The organism is Pseudomonas oryzihabitans (assembly GCF_014522265.1).
Taxonomy (GTDB): Bacteria; Pseudomonadota; Gammaproteobacteria; order Pseudomonadales; family Pseudomonadaceae; genus Chryseomonas; species Chryseomonas aestiva.
In genome coordinates this window covers 238,628-257,037 of sequence record NZ_CP017024.1, presented here as the reverse complement: position 1 = coordinate 257,037, position 18,410 = coordinate 238,628, and the positions used below count along the sequence as shown (strand labels likewise).

Annotated in this window: 18 protein-coding genes; 5 read left to right on the top strand and 13 right to left on the bottom strand. The window is 69.4% G+C overall.

Annotated elements, in window-relative coordinates; genetic code table 11:
* Positions 1 to 87 precede the first annotated feature (87 nt).
* The 4 genes from tsaA to BGI51_RS01205 form a co-directional block, all read right to left on the bottom strand.
* The gene (gene tsaA, locus BGI51_RS01220) at positions 88 to 783 is read right to left on the bottom strand and encodes a tRNA (N6-threonylcarbamoyladenosine(37)-N6)-methyltransferase TrmO (protein ID WP_187980070.1); all 696 of its coding nucleotides are present in this window, start codon (positions 781 to 783) and stop codon (positions 88 to 90) included.
* Positions 784 to 814: 31 nt separating this feature from the next.
* On the bottom strand, positions 815 to 1,087 hold the full coding sequence (locus tag BGI51_RS01215; protein WP_158896490.1) for a hypothetical protein: 273 nt from the start codon (positions 1,085 to 1,087) through the stop codon (positions 815 to 817).
* A gap of 69 nt (positions 1,088 to 1,156) precedes the next feature.
* Complete coding sequence (locus tag BGI51_RS01210; protein WP_187980069.1) at positions 1,157 to 1,783, bottom strand: CatB-related O-acetyltransferase; 627 nt, start codon at positions 1,781 to 1,783, stop codon at positions 1,157 to 1,159.
* 54 nt (positions 1,784 to 1,837) lie between these two features.
* Positions 1,838 to 2,581 (bottom strand): haloacid dehalogenase type II, encoded by a 744-nt coding sequence (locus BGI51_RS01205; RefSeq protein ID WP_187980068.1) that lies wholly within the window; start codon positions 2,579 to 2,581, stop codon positions 1,838 to 1,840.
* Positions 2,582 to 2,680: 99 nt separating this feature from the next.
* On the opposite strand from BGI51_RS01205, the gene BGI51_RS01200 reads away from it, so the two are divergent.
* Positions 2,681 to 3,268 carry an HAD family hydrolase gene (locus tag BGI51_RS01200; protein ID WP_133863171.1) on the top strand — a complete coding sequence of 196 codons (588 nt, stop codon included), beginning with the start codon at positions 2,681 to 2,683 and terminating at the stop codon, positions 3,266 to 3,268.
* A 92-nt stretch (positions 3,269 to 3,360) separates the two neighbouring features.
* Positions 3,361 to 5,550 carry a hybrid sensor histidine kinase/response regulator gene (locus BGI51_RS01195; protein WP_187980067.1) on the top strand — a complete coding sequence of 730 codons (2,190 nt, stop codon included), beginning with the start codon at positions 3,361 to 3,363 and terminating at the stop codon, positions 5,548 to 5,550.
* A 2-nt stretch (positions 5,551 to 5,552) separates the two neighbouring features.
* Here BGI51_RS01195 and BGI51_RS01190 read toward each other — a convergent pair whose 3' ends face one another.
* From BGI51_RS01190 to BGI51_RS01175, 4 genes are all read right to left on the bottom strand, one after another.
* Positions 5,553 to 6,554 (bottom strand): alpha/beta hydrolase, encoded by a 1,002-nt coding sequence (locus BGI51_RS01190; protein ID WP_187980066.1) that lies wholly within the window; start codon positions 6,552 to 6,554, stop codon positions 5,553 to 5,555.
* Between the two features lie 19 nt (positions 6,555 to 6,573).
* Positions 6,574 to 7,434, bottom strand: coding sequence for a KPN_02809 family neutral zinc metallopeptidase (ypfJ, locus tag BGI51_RS01185; RefSeq protein ID WP_133863168.1), 861 nt, complete (start codon positions 7,432 to 7,434; stop codon positions 6,574 to 6,576).
* 261 nt (positions 7,435 to 7,695) lie between these two features.
* A complete protein-coding gene (locus BGI51_RS01180; protein ID WP_133863167.1) occupies positions 7,696 to 8,763 on the bottom strand; it encodes an NAD(P)-dependent alcohol dehydrogenase in 1,068 nt (355 codons plus the stop codon).
* 253 nt (positions 8,764 to 9,016) lie between these two features.
* On the bottom strand, positions 9,017 to 9,949 hold the full coding sequence (locus BGI51_RS01175; RefSeq protein ID WP_158896496.1) for a LysR family transcriptional regulator: 933 nt from the start codon (positions 9,947 to 9,949) through the stop codon (positions 9,017 to 9,019).
* A 166-nt stretch (positions 9,950 to 10,115) separates the two neighbouring features.
* On the opposite strand from BGI51_RS01175, the gene BGI51_RS01170 reads away from it, so the two are divergent.
* The 3 genes from BGI51_RS01170 to BGI51_RS01160 all read left to right on the top strand — a co-directional run bounded on the left by BGI51_RS01170 (position 10,116) and on the right by BGI51_RS01160 (position 13,151).
* Complete coding sequence (locus BGI51_RS01170) at positions 10,116 to 11,180, top strand: SDR family oxidoreductase (RefSeq protein WP_187980065.1); 1,065 nt, start codon at positions 10,116 to 10,118, stop codon at positions 11,178 to 11,180.
* A gap of 100 nt (positions 11,181 to 11,280) precedes the next feature.
* Positions 11,281 to 12,051: a sulfite exporter TauE/SafE family protein gene (locus BGI51_RS01165; protein ID WP_133863164.1), complete on the top strand. Its 771-nt coding sequence runs from the start codon at positions 11,281 to 11,283 to the stop codon at positions 12,049 to 12,051.
* A gap of 212 nt (positions 12,052 to 12,263) precedes the next feature.
* Positions 12,264 to 13,151, top strand: coding sequence for an alpha/beta fold hydrolase (locus BGI51_RS01160; protein ID WP_187980064.1), 888 nt, complete (start codon positions 12,264 to 12,266; stop codon positions 13,149 to 13,151).
* Between the two features lie 221 nt (positions 13,152 to 13,372).
* Here the strand turns inward: BGI51_RS01160 and BGI51_RS01155 are convergent, their stop codons facing one another.
* The 5 genes from BGI51_RS01155 to BGI51_RS01135 form a co-directional block, all read right to left on the bottom strand.
* Positions 13,373 to 14,344 carry a D-2-hydroxyacid dehydrogenase family protein gene (locus BGI51_RS01155; protein ID WP_187980063.1) on the bottom strand — a complete coding sequence of 324 codons (972 nt, stop codon included), beginning with the start codon at positions 14,342 to 14,344 and terminating at the stop codon, positions 13,373 to 13,375.
* A gap of 145 nt (positions 14,345 to 14,489) precedes the next feature.
* Positions 14,490 to 15,296 carry an ABC transporter ATP-binding protein gene (locus BGI51_RS01150; protein WP_187980062.1) on the bottom strand — a complete coding sequence of 269 codons (807 nt, stop codon included), beginning with the start codon at positions 15,294 to 15,296 and terminating at the stop codon, positions 14,490 to 14,492.
* A complete protein-coding gene (locus BGI51_RS01145; protein ID WP_187980061.1) occupies positions 15,278 to 16,291 on the bottom strand; it encodes a FecCD family ABC transporter permease in 1,014 nt (337 codons plus the stop codon). The genes BGI51_RS01150 and BGI51_RS01145 overlap by 19 nt, the downstream gene beginning before the upstream one ends.
* The gene (locus BGI51_RS01140; RefSeq protein WP_187981247.1) at positions 16,288 to 17,265 is read right to left on the bottom strand and encodes a FecCD family ABC transporter permease; all 978 of its coding nucleotides are present in this window, start codon (positions 17,263 to 17,265) and stop codon (positions 16,288 to 16,290) included. The genes BGI51_RS01145 and BGI51_RS01140 overlap by 4 nt, the downstream gene beginning before the upstream one ends.
* A 59-nt stretch (positions 17,266 to 17,324) precedes the next feature.
* Entirely contained in the window at positions 17,325 to 18,269 is a 945-nt protein-coding gene (locus BGI51_RS01135; protein ID WP_187980060.1) for an ABC transporter substrate-binding protein, read from the bottom strand.
* Positions 18,270 to 18,410: the final 141 nt, after the last annotated feature.

The following is an 18,410-nucleotide window of genomic DNA, read 5'->3' as shown; positions in this document are numbered from 1 at the left end:
GCGGCCGTAGCCGGGTGCGGATCGCCTCATGCGATCCGGCAATGTCATTGTTGGGGCCTTGGCCGCCGGAATGCAAACCGGGCGGCGTCAGGACGCCGCGGTCACATCCAGCACCCGGATCTGATGCGCGGTCGGATAGTGCCAGTGCACCTCCACATCCCAGAGGCGCACCCCGTAGCGGCGCTCGGGCGCCGGCACCTGGTAGGCCGGCCGGGGGTCCTGGGCCAGGCACTGCTCGATCAGCTCGGCCAGGGGCTCGCCCAGGCGCTGGCCGTGGGCCTCGGCCTGGACCCGCGCCGCATCCGCCCAGCCCACCGCCAGGGCTGGCGGCGGCGCCTCGGCGATGGCGTTGCGGGCGCCCGGCGGGCTGTCGGCGTAGGGGACATAGGGCTTGATGTCCAGCACCGGGGTGCCGTCGAGCAGATCGATCCCCGAGAGCAGCAGCCGCCCCGGTTCCAGGCCGTCGAGGCGGACTACCGACTGGCCGATGCCGTTGGGCCTGTGGGTGGCGCGGGTGGCGAAGACGCCCAGGTAGCGATTGCCCCCCAGGCGCGGTGGCCGCACCCGCAGGCGCGGCTGGCTTTCCAGCGCCTGGTGGAAGAGGAACAGCAGCCAGACATGGCTGACGCCTGCCAGGCCCTCCACCGCCTCGGGCCGGTCGAAGGGCGGCAGCAGTTCCAGCACGCCACGGGCGGCCGGGGCCAGCGCGGGTTGCCGGGGAATGGCGAATTTCTCCTTGAAGCAGGAGCGGACGTGGCCGATGGGGGTGACGCTGTACTGCATGGGGCGGGGCCGTCTGACGCAGGGCCGGTCATTATGCCCTGCCCGAAGCCTCCGCGACCGCCGCGGCCGACGCCTCGCCGGCGTTGCGGCGCACCCCGCGCAGATTCATCGCCGCCAGGCCCAGCTGCAGCACGATCAGGGCATAGGCCTCGGCCTGCAGGCCCCAGGCGATCCACAGGCCGTTGCTCAGCAGGAAGACCCAGAAGCCGAGGTTGCGCCGGCCCTGGCGCTGGGAGGCCACCAGCCAGGCGGCGAGCAGGGTGATGGCCATGGCCGGCCATTGCAGCAGATCGAGCGCTTCCATGGAGAACCTTCAAAAGAATGACTAATGAAGGTGAGCCTTGGAAAGCGTTCCGAGTTCCGGGCGCCGGATTCAGGGCGCCGGGTGGCGCGCTCGGGCGTAGGCGATGAAGCCGTCGATATCGGCGCTGCACAGGTGTTCGCCGGCAGCCAGGATCTCGGCTTCGGGCCAGTCCCACCAGGCGATGTCGAGCAGCGCCTGGCAGGTGGCCTCGGCAAAGCGCCACTTGATGAAGCGTGCCGGATTGCCGCCCACCACCGCATAGGGCGGTACGTCGCGGGTGACCACGGCACCGGCGGCCACCACGGCGCCATGGCCGATGGTGACGCCGGAGAGGATCAGCGCATCGGTGCAGATCCAGCAGTCGCTGCCGATCACCACGTCGCCGCGGGTGCCGCCGTAGTCCCTGATGTGAGCCAGATCGTCGACGAAGGCGGGGAAGGGATAGGTGGTCACCCAGTCCAGCCGGTGCAGGCCGCCGAGGAGGATGCGCACGCCCTCGGCGATGGAGGTGTAGCGACCCAGGCGCAGGGTGGCGCCTTCCTTGAGATCGAACACCTTTGGCGCACCATAGGTGCCGGCGCCGATCTCGTAGTCGGGCAACTCGCGGCGCAGGCGCGCCGTGCGCTGATGCAGGCGGGGCAGGGCGGCCAGGGCCTGGCGTTCACGTTTCTTGCGCAGCTTGTCGAGAAAACCCATGGCGATGCCCTGGCGAAAAGTATCCGGCAGGATACCGAAGCGCCCGGGCCGCGCTCAATCGTCGGGGTCGGGTTGATCGCCCGCGAGCACCGGCAGGCCCAGCTGGTCGGCGAGATCCTGGAGATCACTGGCTTCCAGATCCCAGCCGCCGCTGGACACCTCGCCACCCGCCGGGCCCTTTTCCCGGGGGCGCTGGATGAAGGAGGTGGCCAGCCCCAGCTCCTTGGCCGCCTGCAGGTCGCCGTTGTGGGCAGCGCAGAGCATTACCTGTTCCGGTTGCAGGTCGAGCAGGGCGCAGGCGCCCAGATAGACCTCCGCGGCCGGCTTGTAGCGCTGGAAGAGATCGGCGCCAAACAGCATGTCCCAGGGCAGTCCGGCATGGCGGGCCATGTCCAGCAGCAGGCTGACGTTGCCATTGGACAGGGCGCAGACCGGATAGCCCTGGCGCAGCCGCGTGAGACCCGGCACGGCATCGGGCCAGGGGGTCAGCTGGTGCCAGAGGCGATTGATCCAGGCCACCTCGGCGGTGGTCAGGCCCACCAGCCCATGGCGTGGCAGCAATTCGTCCAGCGCCAGGCGATGGACCTCGTCGAGGGGCAGCCAGGGCAGGCTGCGGGCGGCGATCTGCGGCAGGATGGCCTCGTAGGCTTCGGCACGCCAGGCATCGGCCAGCCGCTCCCAGTCGCCCCGGACGCCATGCTTGGCCGACAGCCCCTGCAGGCCCTCGACCAGGCTGCCGCGCCAGTCCACCACGGTGCCGAAGACATCGAAAAGTAGCGCCCGAACGGTCGTCGTCATGGGTAGACTCCTGCGGAAGGTTGTCTCCACCAGACGGAGCACGCATGACCGGGGTTCCCCGGAGTGCCCGAAGGTCACCTCTCGCCAAAGGATCCCTGCATGACACTGCGTCACCTCAGCCACTGGGTGTTCGACCTGGACGGCACCCTGACCCTGGCGGTACACGACTTCGCCGCCATTCGCCGGCACCTGGGCATTCCCGAGCAGGCCGACATCCTCCACCACCTGGCCGAGCTGCCGGCCACCGAGCGCGAGGCCAAGCACGCCTGGCTGTTCGAGCACGAACGCGAACTGGCCGTCGCCGCGCGCCCGGCACCGGGTGCGGTGGCCCTGATCCGTCGCCTGCACGAAGAGGGTCGCCCGCTGGGCATCCTCACCCGCAATGCCCGCGACCTGGCGCTGCTGACCCTGGCCGCCATCGGCCTGGAGGACTGCTTCGATCCGCCTGCCGTGCTGGGGCGCGACGAGGCGGCGCCCAAGCCCGATCCGGGTGGCCTGCTGCGGCTGGCCGACCTCTGGCAGGTGGCGCCGGCCCGCCTGGTGATGGTCGGCGATCACCGCTACGACCTGGAGTGCGGACGGGCCGTGGGCTGCCACACCCTGCAGGTCAATCAGCCGGGCGATCCCTGGCCGGCGGCGCGTGACCAGCGCTTCGACACCTGCGCGGAGATACTGGCGGCGCTCTGACGCTGGAAATCTGCCCGTTAGGCGTAAATAGTCTGTTGTTTACCGGGTCGCTGGCTAAGATGCCGACTTCGGGTCCAGGTCGTGCCAGCCGTATGAGCCTCCACACGCTTTCGAGCGATCAGCCGTTCTCCGGCGATCTGCGCCAGTACGAGCGCCAGACGCTGGAAAGCCTTGCCACCGGGCTGCCCCTGACCCAGGTGCTGCACGCGCTGCTGCAGCGGGTGGAGGCCCTGGCCCAGGTCCGCCTGCATGCCTGCATTTTGTTGCTCAGCGAGGATGGTCGCTATCTGCAGGACGGCATCGCGCCGAGTCTGCCGGACGCCTACAGCCGCGATCTCGGTCGCCTGGAGATCGGCCCGCTGGCGGGCTCCTGTGGCACCGCCGCCTACCGCCGCGAAGCCGTCTATGTCGAGGACATCGCCTGCGATCCGCTATGGGCTGGCGCTCGCGACCTGGCGCTGCGCTATGGCCTGCGCGCCTGCTGGTCGATGCCGCTGCTGGCCCTGGATGGTCGGTTGCTGGGCACCTTCGCCAACTATTTCCTCGAGCCGCGACGCCCCCTGGCCGCCGAGCGCGACGCCTTCCGCCTGGTCACCGAGACCGCCGCCCTGGCCATCGAGCGCCATCAGGCGGATCTGCTGCTGCGCGAGAGTGAAGACCACTATCGGCACCTGGTGGAACTCAATCCCCAATACACCTGGACCTGCGATCCCGGTGGTCGGCGCATGGTTTTCTCGCCGCGCTGGCAGCAGCTGACCGGCCAGCCGGTACTGGAAGCCGAGAGCTTCTGGGCGCTGCTGCATCCGGACGACCGCCGGACGACCCGGCAGGCCTGGGACGCCGCGCGCAGCGCCGGTCAGGCCTACGACCGGGAGCACCGGGTACGGGTGGCGGACGGCAGCCACTGCTGGCTGCGCACCCGTGCCTATCCGCGGCGCGATGAAGCGGGCGCCGTGATCCGCTGGTATGGCACCAGCGAAGACATCGATGACCGCCGCGAGGCCGAGGAAGCCCTGCGCCGCGAACGCGCCACCCTGGAGCTCCAGGTGCGGGCACGAACCGCCGAACTGGAGGAGCGCAATCGCCAGCTGCGCGAAGAGATGCAGAATCGCGCCCAGGCCGAGGAGCTGCTGCGCCAGGCGCAGAAGATGGAAGCCGTGGGCCAGCTCACCGGCGGCATCGCCCATGACTTCAACAACCTGCTGGCCGGCATCCAGGCCAGCCTGGATCTCATGCGCCGCCGCCTGGCGCCGGAGGCGCTGAGCGGGGTCGGCGGTCTGCTCGATACCGCCACCCAGTCGGTGGGCCGGGGCGCCAGTCTGACCCATCGGCTGCTGGCCTTTTCCCGCCGCCAGACGCTCAATCCCCAGGCGGTGGACGTCACCCGGCTGATCGGCGATTTCCAGGAGTTGCTGCGGCACAGCCTGGGGCCGCAGATCCGCTGCCAGCTCGAACTGGACGCCGAACTCTGGCTGGTCGATGCCGATCCGCACCAGCTGGAAAATGCCCTGCTCAACCTGGCCATCAACAGCCGCGATGCCATGCCGGCGGGGGGTAACCTGACCATCCGCGCACGCAACTGGGTGCAGTCCGACGCCGATCCGGCGCTGCCGGCGGGCGACTACCTGCTGATCGAGGTGGGCGACGATGGCGTGGGCATGACGCCATCGGTTCTGGAAAGGGTCTTCGAGCCCTTCTTCACCACCAAGCCGGTGGGCCAGGGCTCGGGCCTGGGGCTGTCCATGATCTATGGCTTCGTCCGCCAGTCCCGTGGCCAGGTCAGCGTGACCAGCGCGCCGGGGCAGGGCTGCCGGGTGAGGCTGCTGCTGCCGCGCCATCCGGCCCTGGCCGTCCAGGCCGCCCTTGCCGTGGCCAGCGCCCCGACCGCCCGAGCGCTGCCCGATGTGCGGGTGCTGCTGGTGGAAGACGATGCGGTCATTCGCCAGTTGCTGGCGCAGCTGTGCGTCGACCTCGGCTGGCGTTATCGCGACGCCGTCGATGCCGAAGCGGCGCTGGCGGCGCTGCGCGAAGGCGAGGGCTTCGACCTGCTGATCACCGATGTCGGATTGCCGGGGTTGAACGGCCGCTTGCTGGCCGGGGCGGCCCGTACCCTCAGACCCCACCTGCCGATTCTCTTCATCACCGGTTATGCGGCGGGCAACGAACCGCCCGTGCCCCTGGTCGGCGAGCGCATGGCGCTGCTGGGCAAACCCTTCACCCTGGAGGCCCTGGTCGCCCAGGTGCAGGAGCTGCTGGACGCGCCTGCGGCCCTGGAGCGCTGAGGCTAGTCGTCGGCGCCGAACAGCGCCCGGCGTCCGGCGGGCGAGGTGAAGATGGCGTCGCCGTTGTGGCCGACGCCGGGGACCTCGACCAGCCGCTGGCGCAGCCCCGGATGACGGCCTTGCAGGTAACGGTAGTAATTCAGCCCGCGGGCCAGGCGATAGGGACCCTGGGCCTCGGCGGCGCAGCCCTTGTCCAGCGCCGGATGGTTGGGATTGGTGTCCTCGGCGCCCAGCAGATAGGTGAGGTCGAGTCCCGCATAGTGCTGCTCCAGGCTCGCCGCCGGGCGTCCTTCGGCATAGGCCGGCAGGCCCTGCATGCCGTATTTCCAGGTGTCGAAATCCGGGCAGCTGGCGGCGTCGGCGAAGGGCCCGGGCTGGCCCTGGGCATCCGGACGGCGGGCATCGAAATAGGCATAGGACGACGGATTGGCCACCACGTATCTCAGGCGGATGCCGCGGGCGGCGAGGGCGCGCTCGCCCTGACCGAGCACGGCATAGCGCTGCACCACCTGGCCACCGCCGGAATGCCCGGCGATCACCACCTCCTGCAGATTGGGCAGCAACCGGCGCTCCGCCAGCCGTGCGAGCAGGGCGTCGAACACGGCGAAGCTGCTCAGCGGCTGCGGACCCAGGGCGGGTTCGCCACCCATCCAGGCATTGCCCTGCCAGCGCAGCAGGGTGTCCGGCAGCTGATGCCGCTGGACATCCGTTTCGTTGAGGAACTGTGGGGCGATCACCAGGGTGTCCGCCGCGGCGCCGGCCGCCGCCGTGGCCGTCTCGCCGGAACGGAAATAGGTCGCGGCATTGCGCAGACGGCCATGCACGATCACCAGGGCGCGGCGGATTTCCGGATGGGGCTGGCTCCAGTCCGCCGACAGCTGCAGGGTAGCCTGCGCCTGGCCGATCGGTAGCCGGTCGCTGACGATGCGGGCGACCCCCTCACGAGGCGCCGCCAGGGCGGAGCCCCAGGCCAGGGCCAGGCACAGCGCGAGCAGGCGACGCATCGAGGGCTCCCGGTAGAGGTCAGAGCGTCTTGGCGGCGAAGGTGTCGCAGCTCTCCACCTTGCCACTGTCGAAGCCCGCGCGGAACCACTTGACCCGTTGCGCGGAGCTGCCATGGGTGAAGGAATCCGGTACCACGCGGCCCTGGGACTGGCGTTGCAGGCGGTCGTCGCCAATGGCGTTGGCGGCGTTCAGCGCCTTCTCCAGGTCACCCGGCTCCAGCCAGTTCAGCCGCTTCTGGGCATCGTTGGCCCAGACCCCGGCATAGCAGTCGGCTTGCAATTCCAGGCGCACCGACAATCCGGTGGCACCCTCGGTGGGAATGCCGCGACGGCGCGCCGCTTCCATCTTGCTGGTGGTGCCGGTGAGGTTCTGCACATGGTGGCCGACCTCGTGGGCGATCACGTAGGCACGGGCGAAATCGCCATCGGCGCCGAAGCGCTGCTGCAGTTCCTGGAAGAAGGTGAGGTCCAGGTAGACCTTGCTGTCGACCGGGCAATAGAAGGGACCGCTGGCCGCGGTGGCGCCACCGCAACCGGACTGCACCTGGCCGTTGAACAGCACCAGCTTGGGCGGCTGATACTGCTCGCCATGGGCCTGGAAGATGCGCGTCCAGGTGTTTTCGGTCTCGCCCAGCACCACGCGGACGAAGTCCACCTGGCGATTGTCGGCCGGCGCGGTGGTCTCCTGCTGGCTCGGCGCGCTCTGGCCGCTGAGGCTGATCAGGTTGCCGAGGATCTGCGTCGGACTCTGGCCGCTGAGCAGGCCGAACACCACCACCAGGGCCACGCCACCCAGCCCGAGGCCGCCGCCGATCTTCATGCCGCGTCCACCGCTGGCCTGTTGCACGTTGTCGCTACGTTGTCCCTTGTCCCACTGCATGGCGGCCGCCTCGTGATTGTCGTTATCGCTTGCTTCTACCCGAAAAGTGTCTGCGCTCGGTGATGCTTCGTTGAAAAGCCCTTCGGAATGCTCATTTACCGCTCGTAAATTCCGCTTCCTCAGGACTTTTCGCCTCGCCTGACCTTCGCTCGACGACTTTTCGGACAGAAGCTAGGACCGCAGGGCGCGCCAAAAATGCGTTACCGGAAATGACAACGCCCGCGACGGGCGCGGGCGTTGACGGCGGAGCGGAGCGCGGGATCAGGCCGCGGTCTGGCCCTGCTTGAGGCTTTGCATGTCGATCACGAAGCGGTACTTCACATCGCTCTTGAGCATGCGCTCATAGGCTTCGTTGATGTCCTGGATGGCGATCTGCTCGATGTCCGAGACGATGCCGTGCTTGGCGCAGAAGTCCAGCATCTCCTGGGTCTCGCGGATGCCACCGATGAGCGAACCGGCCAGCTGGCGGCGCTTCATCACCAGGTTGAACACGCTGGGCGCCGGGTGCGGCTCGGCGGGTACGCCGACCAGGGTCATGGTGCCGTCCCACTTGAGCAGGGTGAGGAAGGCGTCCAGGTTGTGCGGCGCGGCCACGGTGTTGAGGATGAAGTCGAAGCTGTTCGCGTGGGCGGCCATCTCGTCTTCGTTCTTCGACACCACCACCTCGTCGGCGCCCAGGCGCAGGGCGTCGTCCTTCTTGTTGGCGCTGGTGGTGAAGAGCACCACGTGGGCACCCATGGCATGGGCGATCTTCACGCCCATGTGGCCCAGGCCACCCAGGCCGACGATGCCGACCTTCTTGCCCGGACCGACCTTCCAGTGGGCCAGCGGCGAATAGGTGGTGATGCCGGCGCACAGCAGCGGCGCCACGGCGGCCAGGTTCTCGGTGTGGCTCACCTTGAGCACGAACTTCTCGTTGACCACGATGTGGTCGGAGTAGCCGCCCTGGGTGTTCTCGCTGCCGCCGTAGAGGTTGCCGTTGTAGGTGCCGGTGAAGCCGTTCTCGCAATAGGATTCTTCGCCGGCATCGCAGGGGGCGCAGTGCTGGCAGCTGTCGACCATGCAGCCGACGCCGACGCTGTCGCCGACCTTGAAGTTCTTCACGTGGGCACCGACCGCCGTCACCTTGCCGACGATCTCGTGGCCGGGCACGGAGGGGAAGAGGGTGTTGTTCCACTCGTTGCGTGCGGTGTGCAGGTCCGAATGGCAGACGCCGCAGAAGAGGATGTCGATCTGCACGTCGTGGGCGCCGGGTTCGCGCCGCTCGAAGGAGTAGGGCGCCAGGGGCTGGTCGGCGGACTGGGCAGCGTAGCCTTGGGCTTGGCTCATGAGATACCTCATCTAGGTGGTGGAACCGGGGGGGGGGTGGAACGTCGCGGCTAGGCGGACCTGGCCAGGTGACAAACCGCCGATCCTGCTGAGCCAGAGCCGACGGCGCCAATCGATCGTCTCGATAATCGTCATGCCGCCCATCGATGGAACTCATGGACGGGCGGGGGTGCGAGAGTTTACGACCGGGGTGCCCGCGCGGATGTTCCCGCTCCCGGCGCGGCAGCCGGGACCGGTCGTCGCGCGGTCGTGGCTAGCGCGCAAGCTTCGGTGCCACGGTAGGCAGCAGGCGACTGGCCAGATGCTCCAGCAACAGCCGGACCCGCGGCAGGGTCTCGCGACTGCGCGGCCACACCAGGTTGATCGGCGAGCCTTCGACGCCGTGCTCGGGCAGCACGTCCACCAGGGCGCCGCTGGCCAGGTGCGTGGCGATCAGCCAGGTCGGCAACTGGGCGATGCCATGCCCGGCCAGGGCGGCCAGCACCTCGCCTTCGCCATCACCCACCACCAGGCGCGGCTGGAACACCCAGCGTTCGCTGTCGCCGGGCTGCTCGCCGCGCAACTGCCAGGGGCTGATCAGGCCGTCGGCCTGGCGAAAGCCGATGCACTGGTGATCGACCAGCTCCGCCGGGGTCCGGGGTCGGCCATGCTGGGCGAGATAGGCCGGAGCGGCGCAGAAGACCTGGCGCTGGGTGCCGAGGAACCGATGCCCCAGGCTGGCCGGCCAGGCGTCGGAGCCGCCGATGCGCACCAGGATGTCGATGCCCTCGTGGACCGGATCGACGAAGCGATCCGACAGCGACAGATCCGGTTGCAACAGCGGATAGCGATGCAGCAGCTCCAGGATCAGTGGCAGCACATGCAGGCGGCCATAGGAGGCGGGCAGGTCGATGCGCACCCGGCCATGGGGCTCGCCATCCTGGGCGGTCAGCCCCAGCTCGGCCTGTTCCAGCTCGGCCAGCACCCCGGTGCAGGTGCGATAGAAACTGGCGCCGGCCTCGGTCAGGGTCAGGCGGCGGGTGGTGCGCTGGAACAGCCGCACGCCCAGGCGGCTCTCCAGGCGGGCCACGCTCTTGCCGATGGCCGAGCCGGTGAGATTGAGGCGCTCGCCGGCCGCGGTGAAGCTGCCGAGGTCGGCCACGGTGACGAAGACGTCGAGGCCCTTGAGGCGTTCGGAGGAATACAAGGCTGGCTCCCGATTACGGAATCTGATTCCTGTTAAACAGGAATTTATACCCAGGATACGCCGTTAATTCTCCAATAGGCTGGAATCAACCCTGAGACAAGGCACTCCCTTATCTACAGCGCCTGCGACCGTCGCAGGCCGTCTCTCACCCCTATTTGGAGGTTTCATGCGCAAGGGCACCGCTCTCATCGTCGGCGTGACCGGCATTTCCGGCTACAACCTGGCCAACACCCTGGTCGCCTCAGGCTGGACCGTCTACGGTCTGGCACGCAAGCCGGTGGCGCAGGAAGGCGTCATCCCGGTCGCCGCCGACCTGCTCGACGCCGCGTCCACCCGCCAGGCCCTGGCCGGTCTGCCGATCAGCCATGTGTTCTTCTGCACCTGGACCCGGCGTGCCACCGAGAAGGAAAACGTCGAGGCCAATGGCGCCATGATGGACAACCTCTGCCAGGCCCTGGACGGCGCGCCGCTGCAGCACCTGGCGCTGGTCACCGGTACCAAGCACTACCTGGGTTCCTTCGAGGAATACGGCAGTGGCAAGGCCGAGACGCCTTTCCGTGAAAGCGAACCGCGCCAGGCCGGCGCCAACTTCTACTACACCCTGGAAGACATCCTCTTCGCCGCCGCCGAGCGGCACGGCTTCGGCTGGAGCGTGCACCGCTCCCATAGCATGATCGGCCAGGCCAAGGGCACCAACGCCATGAACATGGGCCTGACCCTGGCGGTCTACGCCTCCCTGTGCAAGGCCACTGGGCAGCCCTTCGTCTTCCCCGGTTCCCGTACTCAGTGGGACGGCATCACCGACGTCACCGACGCCGGTCTGCTTGCCGAGCAACTGGAATGGGCCGCCCTGGCGCCGGCGGCGCGCAACCAGGCGTTCAACACCGTCAACGGCGACGTCTTCCGCTGGCGCTGGCTGTGGGGCGAGATCGCCGCCTTCTTCGAGCTGGAGCCGGCACCCTATCCCGAGCAGCCCATGCCGCTGGAAGCGCGGCTGAAGGACGTGGCGCCGGCGCTGTGGCGCAAGCTCGCCGAGGAGCACGACCTGGTGGAAGCCGACGTCGACAATCTCGCCTCCTGGTGGCACAGCGACGCCGACCTGGGCCGCGAGATCGAGTGCCTCAACGACATGACCAAGAGTCGTGACCTGGGCTTCTTCGGCTATCGCGACACCCGGGCGAGCTTTCTCGACCTCTTCACCCGGCTGCGGGCCCAGCGCCTGATTCCCTGAGCCGCTCTGGCTCGCCGGTCCCCGTGAACGCGGGTGGCCGGCGGTTTTCACCGGCTGTTCCCGGGGCGCAGAATGAGCTTTCTGTCGCAGGATGCGCCCCATGCTCGAAACCCTCGCTGCCCTGATTCCCGCCTTCAGCCCCATCGACTGGCTGTTCATCGAAGCCATCGTGGTCCTGGCCTATCTGATCTTTGGCGTCGCCGGCTTTGGCAGCGCCCTGGTCGCCGGTCCCTTGCTCACCAGCTGGATGCCCCTGTCGCGCATCGTGCCCTTGCTGGTGATGCTGGATTTCCTCGCCTCCTTCCACAACTGGCTGCCGGATCGCCGCGCCATCGCCGGCCGCGAACTCGGACGGCTGCTGCCGATGCTGCTGCTCGGCGCGGCCCTGGGCACCTACCTGCTGATGCGCACCGATGCCCGGCTGCTGATGCTCTGGCTGGGCCTCTTCGTGGTCGTCTATTCCACCTACAGCCTGCTCACCCCCAAAGGCTTTCGCCAACTGGCGCCGGCCTGGTCGATCCCGGCGGGCGGGGTCGGGGGCCTCTGTGGCGCCCTGTTCGGCAGCGGCGGCTTTCTCTATGCGCTCTATCTCAACGGTCGCTTGGAAGACAAGAACGCCATCCGCGGCACCCAGAGTTTTCTCATCGGCTGCAGCGCCTCCATCCGCATCGTCCTGCTGCTGATCGCCGGCGCCTACAGCGACGGCCGCCTGCTGCTCCTCGCGGTCTGCCTGCTGCCCGCCATGCTGCTCGGTGGCTGGATCGGTCGCCACCTGCAACGGCGCCTGTCCCGCGAACGCTTCACCCGCCTGGTGACCTGGCTGGTGCTGGTCTCCGGCGTGACCCTGATCGGGCGGTATCTGGCGGGGTAGCGGACCTGTCATGGTCATGTCGATCGCGGCCATGGGCCGCTCCTACGGAGTCACCCTTCGCTGTAGGAGCGGCCCATGGCCGCGATGCTCTCAGACGCCGTAGCCCGGTAGGGTGGAAAACCGCTTGGCGTTTTCCACGCGAAGTGGCCACCTTGGGAACTCCCAGGCCCACCCACCTCTCCGCTCTACAACACCCTTTGCGGAGAACTCTGATGCTCATCTCCATCCAGGCCGGCGTCTTGGACGTGGCCTATCAGGTCCAGGGACCGGACGGCGGCGCGCCGGTCCTGCTGCTACATGGCTTTCCCTACGACATCCACGCCTACGCCGAGGTGACCGATGAACTGGCCGCCGCTGGCTGCCGGGTCTATGTGCCCTATTTGCGCGGCTACGGCGCCACTCGCTACCTGAGCGCCGATACCCCGCGCTCCGGCCAGCAGGCGGCCCTGGCCCATGACGTCCTGGCGCTGCTCGATGCCCTGGGCCTGGAGCGGGCGACCCTGGCCGGTTACGACTGGGGTGGCCGCGCCGCCGGCATCGTCGCCGCCCTCTGGCCCGAACGGGTCGCGGGGCTGGTGCTGGGCGACGGCTATCCGATCCAGGACATCGCCGCCGCGGCGACCCAGCCGGCCGAGCCGGCGGCGGAGCTGCGCTATTGGTACCAGTACTATTTCCACGGTGAACGAGGGCGCGCCGGCCTGGCGGAACATCGCCGCGACTTCTGTCGACTGCTCTGGTCGCTGTGGTCACCCAGCTGGCGCTTCAGCGACGCCACCTATGCGCTTACCGCCGCGGCCTTCGACAATCCCGATTTCGTCGACACCGTGATCCACTCCTATCGCCACCGCTACGGCCTGGCCCCGGATGCTCCGGCCTATGCCGAGACCGAGCGCCGGCTCGCCGCGCAGCCACCCATCCCCGTGCCCACCACGGTATTGGCGGGCGCCGACGATGGGGTCACCAAGGTGCAGGGTGAAGCCAGGGTGGCGCAGCACTTCAGCGGACCCTTCCGCTACGAGGTGCTACCCGGCTGCGGCCACAACATCCCCCAGGAAGCCCCCGCCGCCTTCGCCGCCGCGGTAAGGGAGCGGTTGTCGTAGGTTGGGTTGAGACGGCTTCATCGTCGAAACCCAACAGCGCTCAAGCCTGGACAATGGTGGGCTTCGCTGCGCTCAACCCAACCTGCGAGGTGTACACCGCTTTTCCCCCTCTCTTTCTGGGAGAGGGCTGGGGTGAGGGTGCAGTTGTCAGGCCTCGCTGCGCCCAACAGAGCGCTGCGTAGAGTGGATAACGGCGCAGCCTTATCCACGCGCCCCCAAGCCTACCGCCCCAACACCTCCGGATTGGCCAGCCCCGTCGGTTCGCCGGCGAAGAAGCCCACCAGGTTGGCGAAGGCCTCGCCGAAATAGAGTTCGTAGCTGTGCTTTTCCACGTACCCCAGGTGCGGGGTGCAGAGCACCTGGGGATGGGCGAGCAGGGGATCGTCCGGCGCCACCGGCTCCTGCTCGAAGACATCCAGCGCCGCCTGGCCGGGATGACCCTGTTCCAGCGCCGTGAGCAGGGCGCCGGGTTCGATCAGGCCGGCGCGGGCGGTGTTGACCAGCAGGGCGCTCTTCTTCATCCGCGCCAGGTCTTCGGCCCGCACGCAGCCGCGGCTGCGCTCGCTGTATCTCAGATGCAGGCTGATGACATCGGCCTCGGCGAAGAAAGACGCCTGGCTGGTCGCCGCGCGATGGCCGTCGGCTTCGGCGCGGGCGCGCGAGGCCTCGCTGCCCCAGACCAGCACCGGCATGCCGAAGGCCTGCCCGTAGCGCGCCAGGCGCTGGCCGATCTTGCCGTAGCCCCAGATGCCGAGGAGCTGCCCATCCAGCCGTTCGCCCAGGTTGACCTGCCAGCGTCCGGCATAGAGGGCGTCGATGGCCGGCTTGAGCTTGCGCCGGGCCATGAGGATCAGCGTCCAGGTCAGCTCGGCGGTGGAGACCGGCGAACCACTGCCTTCGCAGACGGCTATTCCCCGGTGGGTGCAGGCGGCCACATCGAGGTGGGCGGTGGCCTTGCCGGTCTGGCTGATCAATTTGAGGCGTGGCAGGTGCGCCAGCAGCTCGGCGTCGATACGGGTGCGCTCGCGGGTCAGCACCAGGGCATCGGCATCGCGGAAGCGCTCCACCAGCACCTTGGGATCACGCTCGGCGTCGTGATAGAGCGTCACCTGATGCCCGGCGCGCTGGAGCAGGGGGTAGCAATCCAGGGTTTCGACGACGTGCTGGTAGTCGTCCGGGATGACGATATGCATGGCGGGCTCCGTTGTTGTTCTGGATCGCCAGTGGAGCACCTGCGGGGTCGTCCGACAAGATGGGGTGCAACGGTGGACGAGGCGGCGCCCTTGTCCACCCTAGCGGTAGCCTGGAAAACCGCGCAGCGTTTTCCGGGGCCTGCGGCTAATAGGGAATCACCAGCGGCGTGCCCGCCAGGGGATTCTCGATCACCGCGCACCTGAGGCCGTACAGCGCCTCGATCAGCTCGGGGGTGATGATCTCCGCGGGTGGCCCTTCGGCGAGGATGCGGCCGGCGCGCAGGGCGATGATGTGGTCGGCGTAGCGACAGGCCTGGTTGAGGTCGTGCAGTACCGCCACCAGGGTGCGGCCACCCTCCCGATTGAGCCGGCAGAGCAGCTCCATCAGCTCCACCTGGTGGGCGATGTCGAGAAAGGTGGTGGGCTCGTCGAGCAGCAGCAGCGGGGTCTCCTGGGCCAGCGCCAGGGCGATCCACACCCGCTGGCGCTGGCCGCCGGAAAGGCTGTCCACCGCGCGCTCGGCCAGTGCCAGGGTATTGGTAGCTTCCAGGGCGTGCTGCACCGCGCGCTCGTCGGCCTCCGTCCAGCCGGCGAAGGCCTGGCGATGGGGATGGCGCCCGCGGGCCACCAGGTCGCTGACCAGGATGTCGTCCGGCGCCACCGCGCTCTGCGGCAGCAGGCCGATACGGCGGGCCACCTCGCGGGTCGGCAGGTCCTGGATCAGCCGGCCGTCCAGGCGCACCTCGCCGGCGCTGGGGCGGATCAGCCGCGCCAGGCTGCGCAGCAGGGTCGACTTGCCGCAGCCGTTGGGGCCGATGATGACGGTGAAGCGGCCATCGGGCAGGCGCACATCGAGGTCGGCGCAGATCGGCTGGCCGCCGTAGCCCACGGTGAGGCGGTGGGCGGCGAGGCGACTGGAGGGGGCGTCTTGGCTCATGGGGTCCGCCGCCATTCGCGGCTCAGCAGGAAGATCAGATAGAGGCCGCCCAGGGCGCCGGTCAGCAGCCCGACCGGAATCTGGAAGGGCGCCAGCAGCCGCTGGGCCAGCAGGTCGGCCAGGGCGGTGAGGCAGGCGCCGAGCAGGGCGGGGGCGAGGATGCCGAGATCGGCGCTGCGGGTCAGGCGGCGGGCCAGCTGGGGCGCCGCCAGGGCGACGAAGCCGATGGGGCCGGCGGTGGCGATGGCCAGGGCGGCGAGGGCCACGGCGACCGCCAGCAGCAGATTCTGGCTGGGCAGCACGGCCAGGCCCAGGGCGCGGGCCAGGTCGTCGCCCAGCTCCAGCAGGCGCAGCCGCCGCGCCAGCCAGGCGGCCAGCGGCAGGAGCAGCAGGCAACCGGCGAGCAGGGTCAGGGTGCGACTCCAGGTCAGCATGTCGAGGCTGCCGAACAGCCAGAGCCGGGCCTCCTGGGCTTCATCCAGCTCGGCGCGGGTCAGCAGGTATTCGTTGAGCGAAGCGAGCAGGGCGCTGACGGCGATGCCCAGCAGGATCATCCGCTCGCCACGGATACCCGCCAGAGCCGCCAGGCCGGCGACCAGTGCCGCGGCCAGCAGCCCGCCGCTGAGGGCGCCCAGCATCAGCGCCGCGCCGCCCAGTTGCAGCCAGAGCAGGGTGATCAGCGCACCGCTGGCCGATCCGACGGTGAAGCCCACCAGATCCGGACTGGCCAGGGGATTGCGCGCCAGCCGCTGGAAGATGGCGCCACTGGCACCCAGGGCCGCGCCGACGCCAAAGGCCGCCAGCAGTCGCGGCAGGCGCAGCTCCAGCAGGATCAGACTGGCCAGGGCGTCGCCCCGACCGAGCAGGGTGGCCGCCACCCGGTGCGGCGCCGGAGCGAAGGCGCCGCCGCTGAGGGTCAGGGCACAGATGCCGATGGCCGCCAGCAGGAGCAGCAACAGGCAGGCCTTGAAGCGCGCCGAGCGGCGGGGGGCGAAGCGATGACGACTCAAGGGCGCACCCGCCGGGCGGAACGGATGATCAGCGCGAGGAGCACCGGGGTGCCGAGCAGGGCGCAGACGATTCCGGCCTCCAGTTCACCTGGCAGGGCCACGCGGCGGCCCAGGGTGTCGGCCAGCAACAGCAGATTGGCCCCGGCCAGGGGCGCCAGGGCCAGAATCCAGCGCCAGTCGGCGCCCACCAGCAGGCGCAGGGCGTGGGGCACCACCAGGCCGAGAAAGCCGATGGGTCCGGCCACCGCGGTGGCGGCGCCGCACAGCAGCACGATGGCGACGAAGGCGAGCAGCCGCAGTTGCCCGGGGCGGGCGCCCAGGGCGCGACCGAGGTCGTCGCCCAGGGCCAGGGCGTTGAGGCGGCTGCCCAGGGGCAGACCCAGCAGCAGGCCGATCAGCAGCAGCGGCAGGATGCCGAGGGCGCCGCCCGGCGTCTGGCCGCTCAGGGCGCCCACCGCCCAGAAGCGGTAGCTGTCGAACACCGCGCTATCGAACAGGGTAATGATGCCGGTGCAGGCGTTGAGGCTGGCGCTGAGGGCGATGCCGGCCAGGATCAGTCGCAGCGGCTGGCCACGGGCCGGAGCGCTGCCACCGAGCAGATAGACCAGGCCGGCGGCCAGGGCTGCCCCCAGCAGGGCGCAGGCCAGGCGCGTCGGGGCGTCGTCAAGCCCTGCCAGCGACAACCCGGCCACCACGGCGAAGGCCGCTCCGGCATTGATGCCCAGCAGTCCGGGGTCGGCCAGGGGATTGCGCGTCAACGCCTGCATCAGGGCGCCGGCCAGGCCTAGGGCGGCGCCCACCAGCAGCCCGAGCAGGGTACGCGGCAGACGCAGCTCCCAGAGCACCACGGCCTCGGTGGAGTCATCGGGCGCAACCAGCAGGTGCAGGATCTGCGCCGCCGACAGCGACCGTGCGCCTATGCCCAGACTCGCCACCACCGCCAGCGCCAGGACGCTCAGCAGCAGGACCAGCACCAGGCCACCGCGGGCGGCGGATGCCCGTTGCGCAAGAGGCGCGGGGCGGGCCGGCGGGGTCATGTCATCCCCAGGGCGCCGGCGACCGTGCCGATCACCTGGCGGGCGGCGAGGGGCCCGGCGTTGAGATAGAAGGCGTCGGTATCCACGCGAACGGCCCGGGACTGACTCACCGCAGTCAGCCGCGGCCACAGCGGTTGCCGCTCCAGGCTGGCCAGGGCGGTGCCCTGCTCGGCGTAGAACAGCCAGTCGGCGTCGGCCAGATCCAGCAACTCGGCGCTGACATCCCGCGAGGTGCCCTTGAAGCGCTGCGCCGCCGGGCGGGTCACGCCCATGGCCTGCAGCAAGCCGCCGGCAAAGGAATCCGCGCCCATCAGACGCAGCCGGGCGCCGCTGGAAAACAGCAGCGAGGCGGAGGGCGGCTGAGTTCCCAGGCGCTGCGTGATGCCGGCGAGATCCCGATCCAGGTCCGCCAACAGGCGCTCGGCCTGTTGGCGCCGCCCCAGGGCATCAGCCAGCACGAGGAAGTCCGGCCGCCAGTTGCCACCGGTGCCGCGCGCCACCACCGTGGGGGCGATGCGCGAAAACAGCTCCAGGCCGCCGGCCTTGAGCACGGTGCGGTTGAGCACGATCAGATCCGGCGCCAGGCGCGCCAGGGCTTCCAGATCCGGCGCCTGGCGACTGCCCAGATCGACCATGGCGTCCAGCTCGCCGGCGCGGCCGGCAAGGGCGCTGCGTAGATAGCCGGGGGCCAGTTCGCGATTGTCCACCCGGGTGGTGCCCGCCGGGATCACGCCCAGGCTCAGGGCGGCGTCCAGCTGGCCGGTGGAGATCACGGCCACCCGCAGGGGCTGGCGGGGGATAAGGGTGCTGCCCACCACATGCTCCACCTGCCGCGGGAACTCGCCATCGACGACCGCTGCACGCGCGAACACCCGACCGGACAGGCCGGCGAGCAGGACGGTACCGGTGGCGAGCTGGAGAAAGGCGCGACGATCGAGCATGAAGGCGACTGGCTGAAGACTGAAAGAGCCCCGTCAGGCGGGCCGAGGCCCCGAGCGGGGCGGCTAGGATAGAGCATCGCTACGGGCCTGGCATCCGCTAAGGACGCCGGGCCGGTCCCTCTCCCTTTGGTGTGAGCGCAG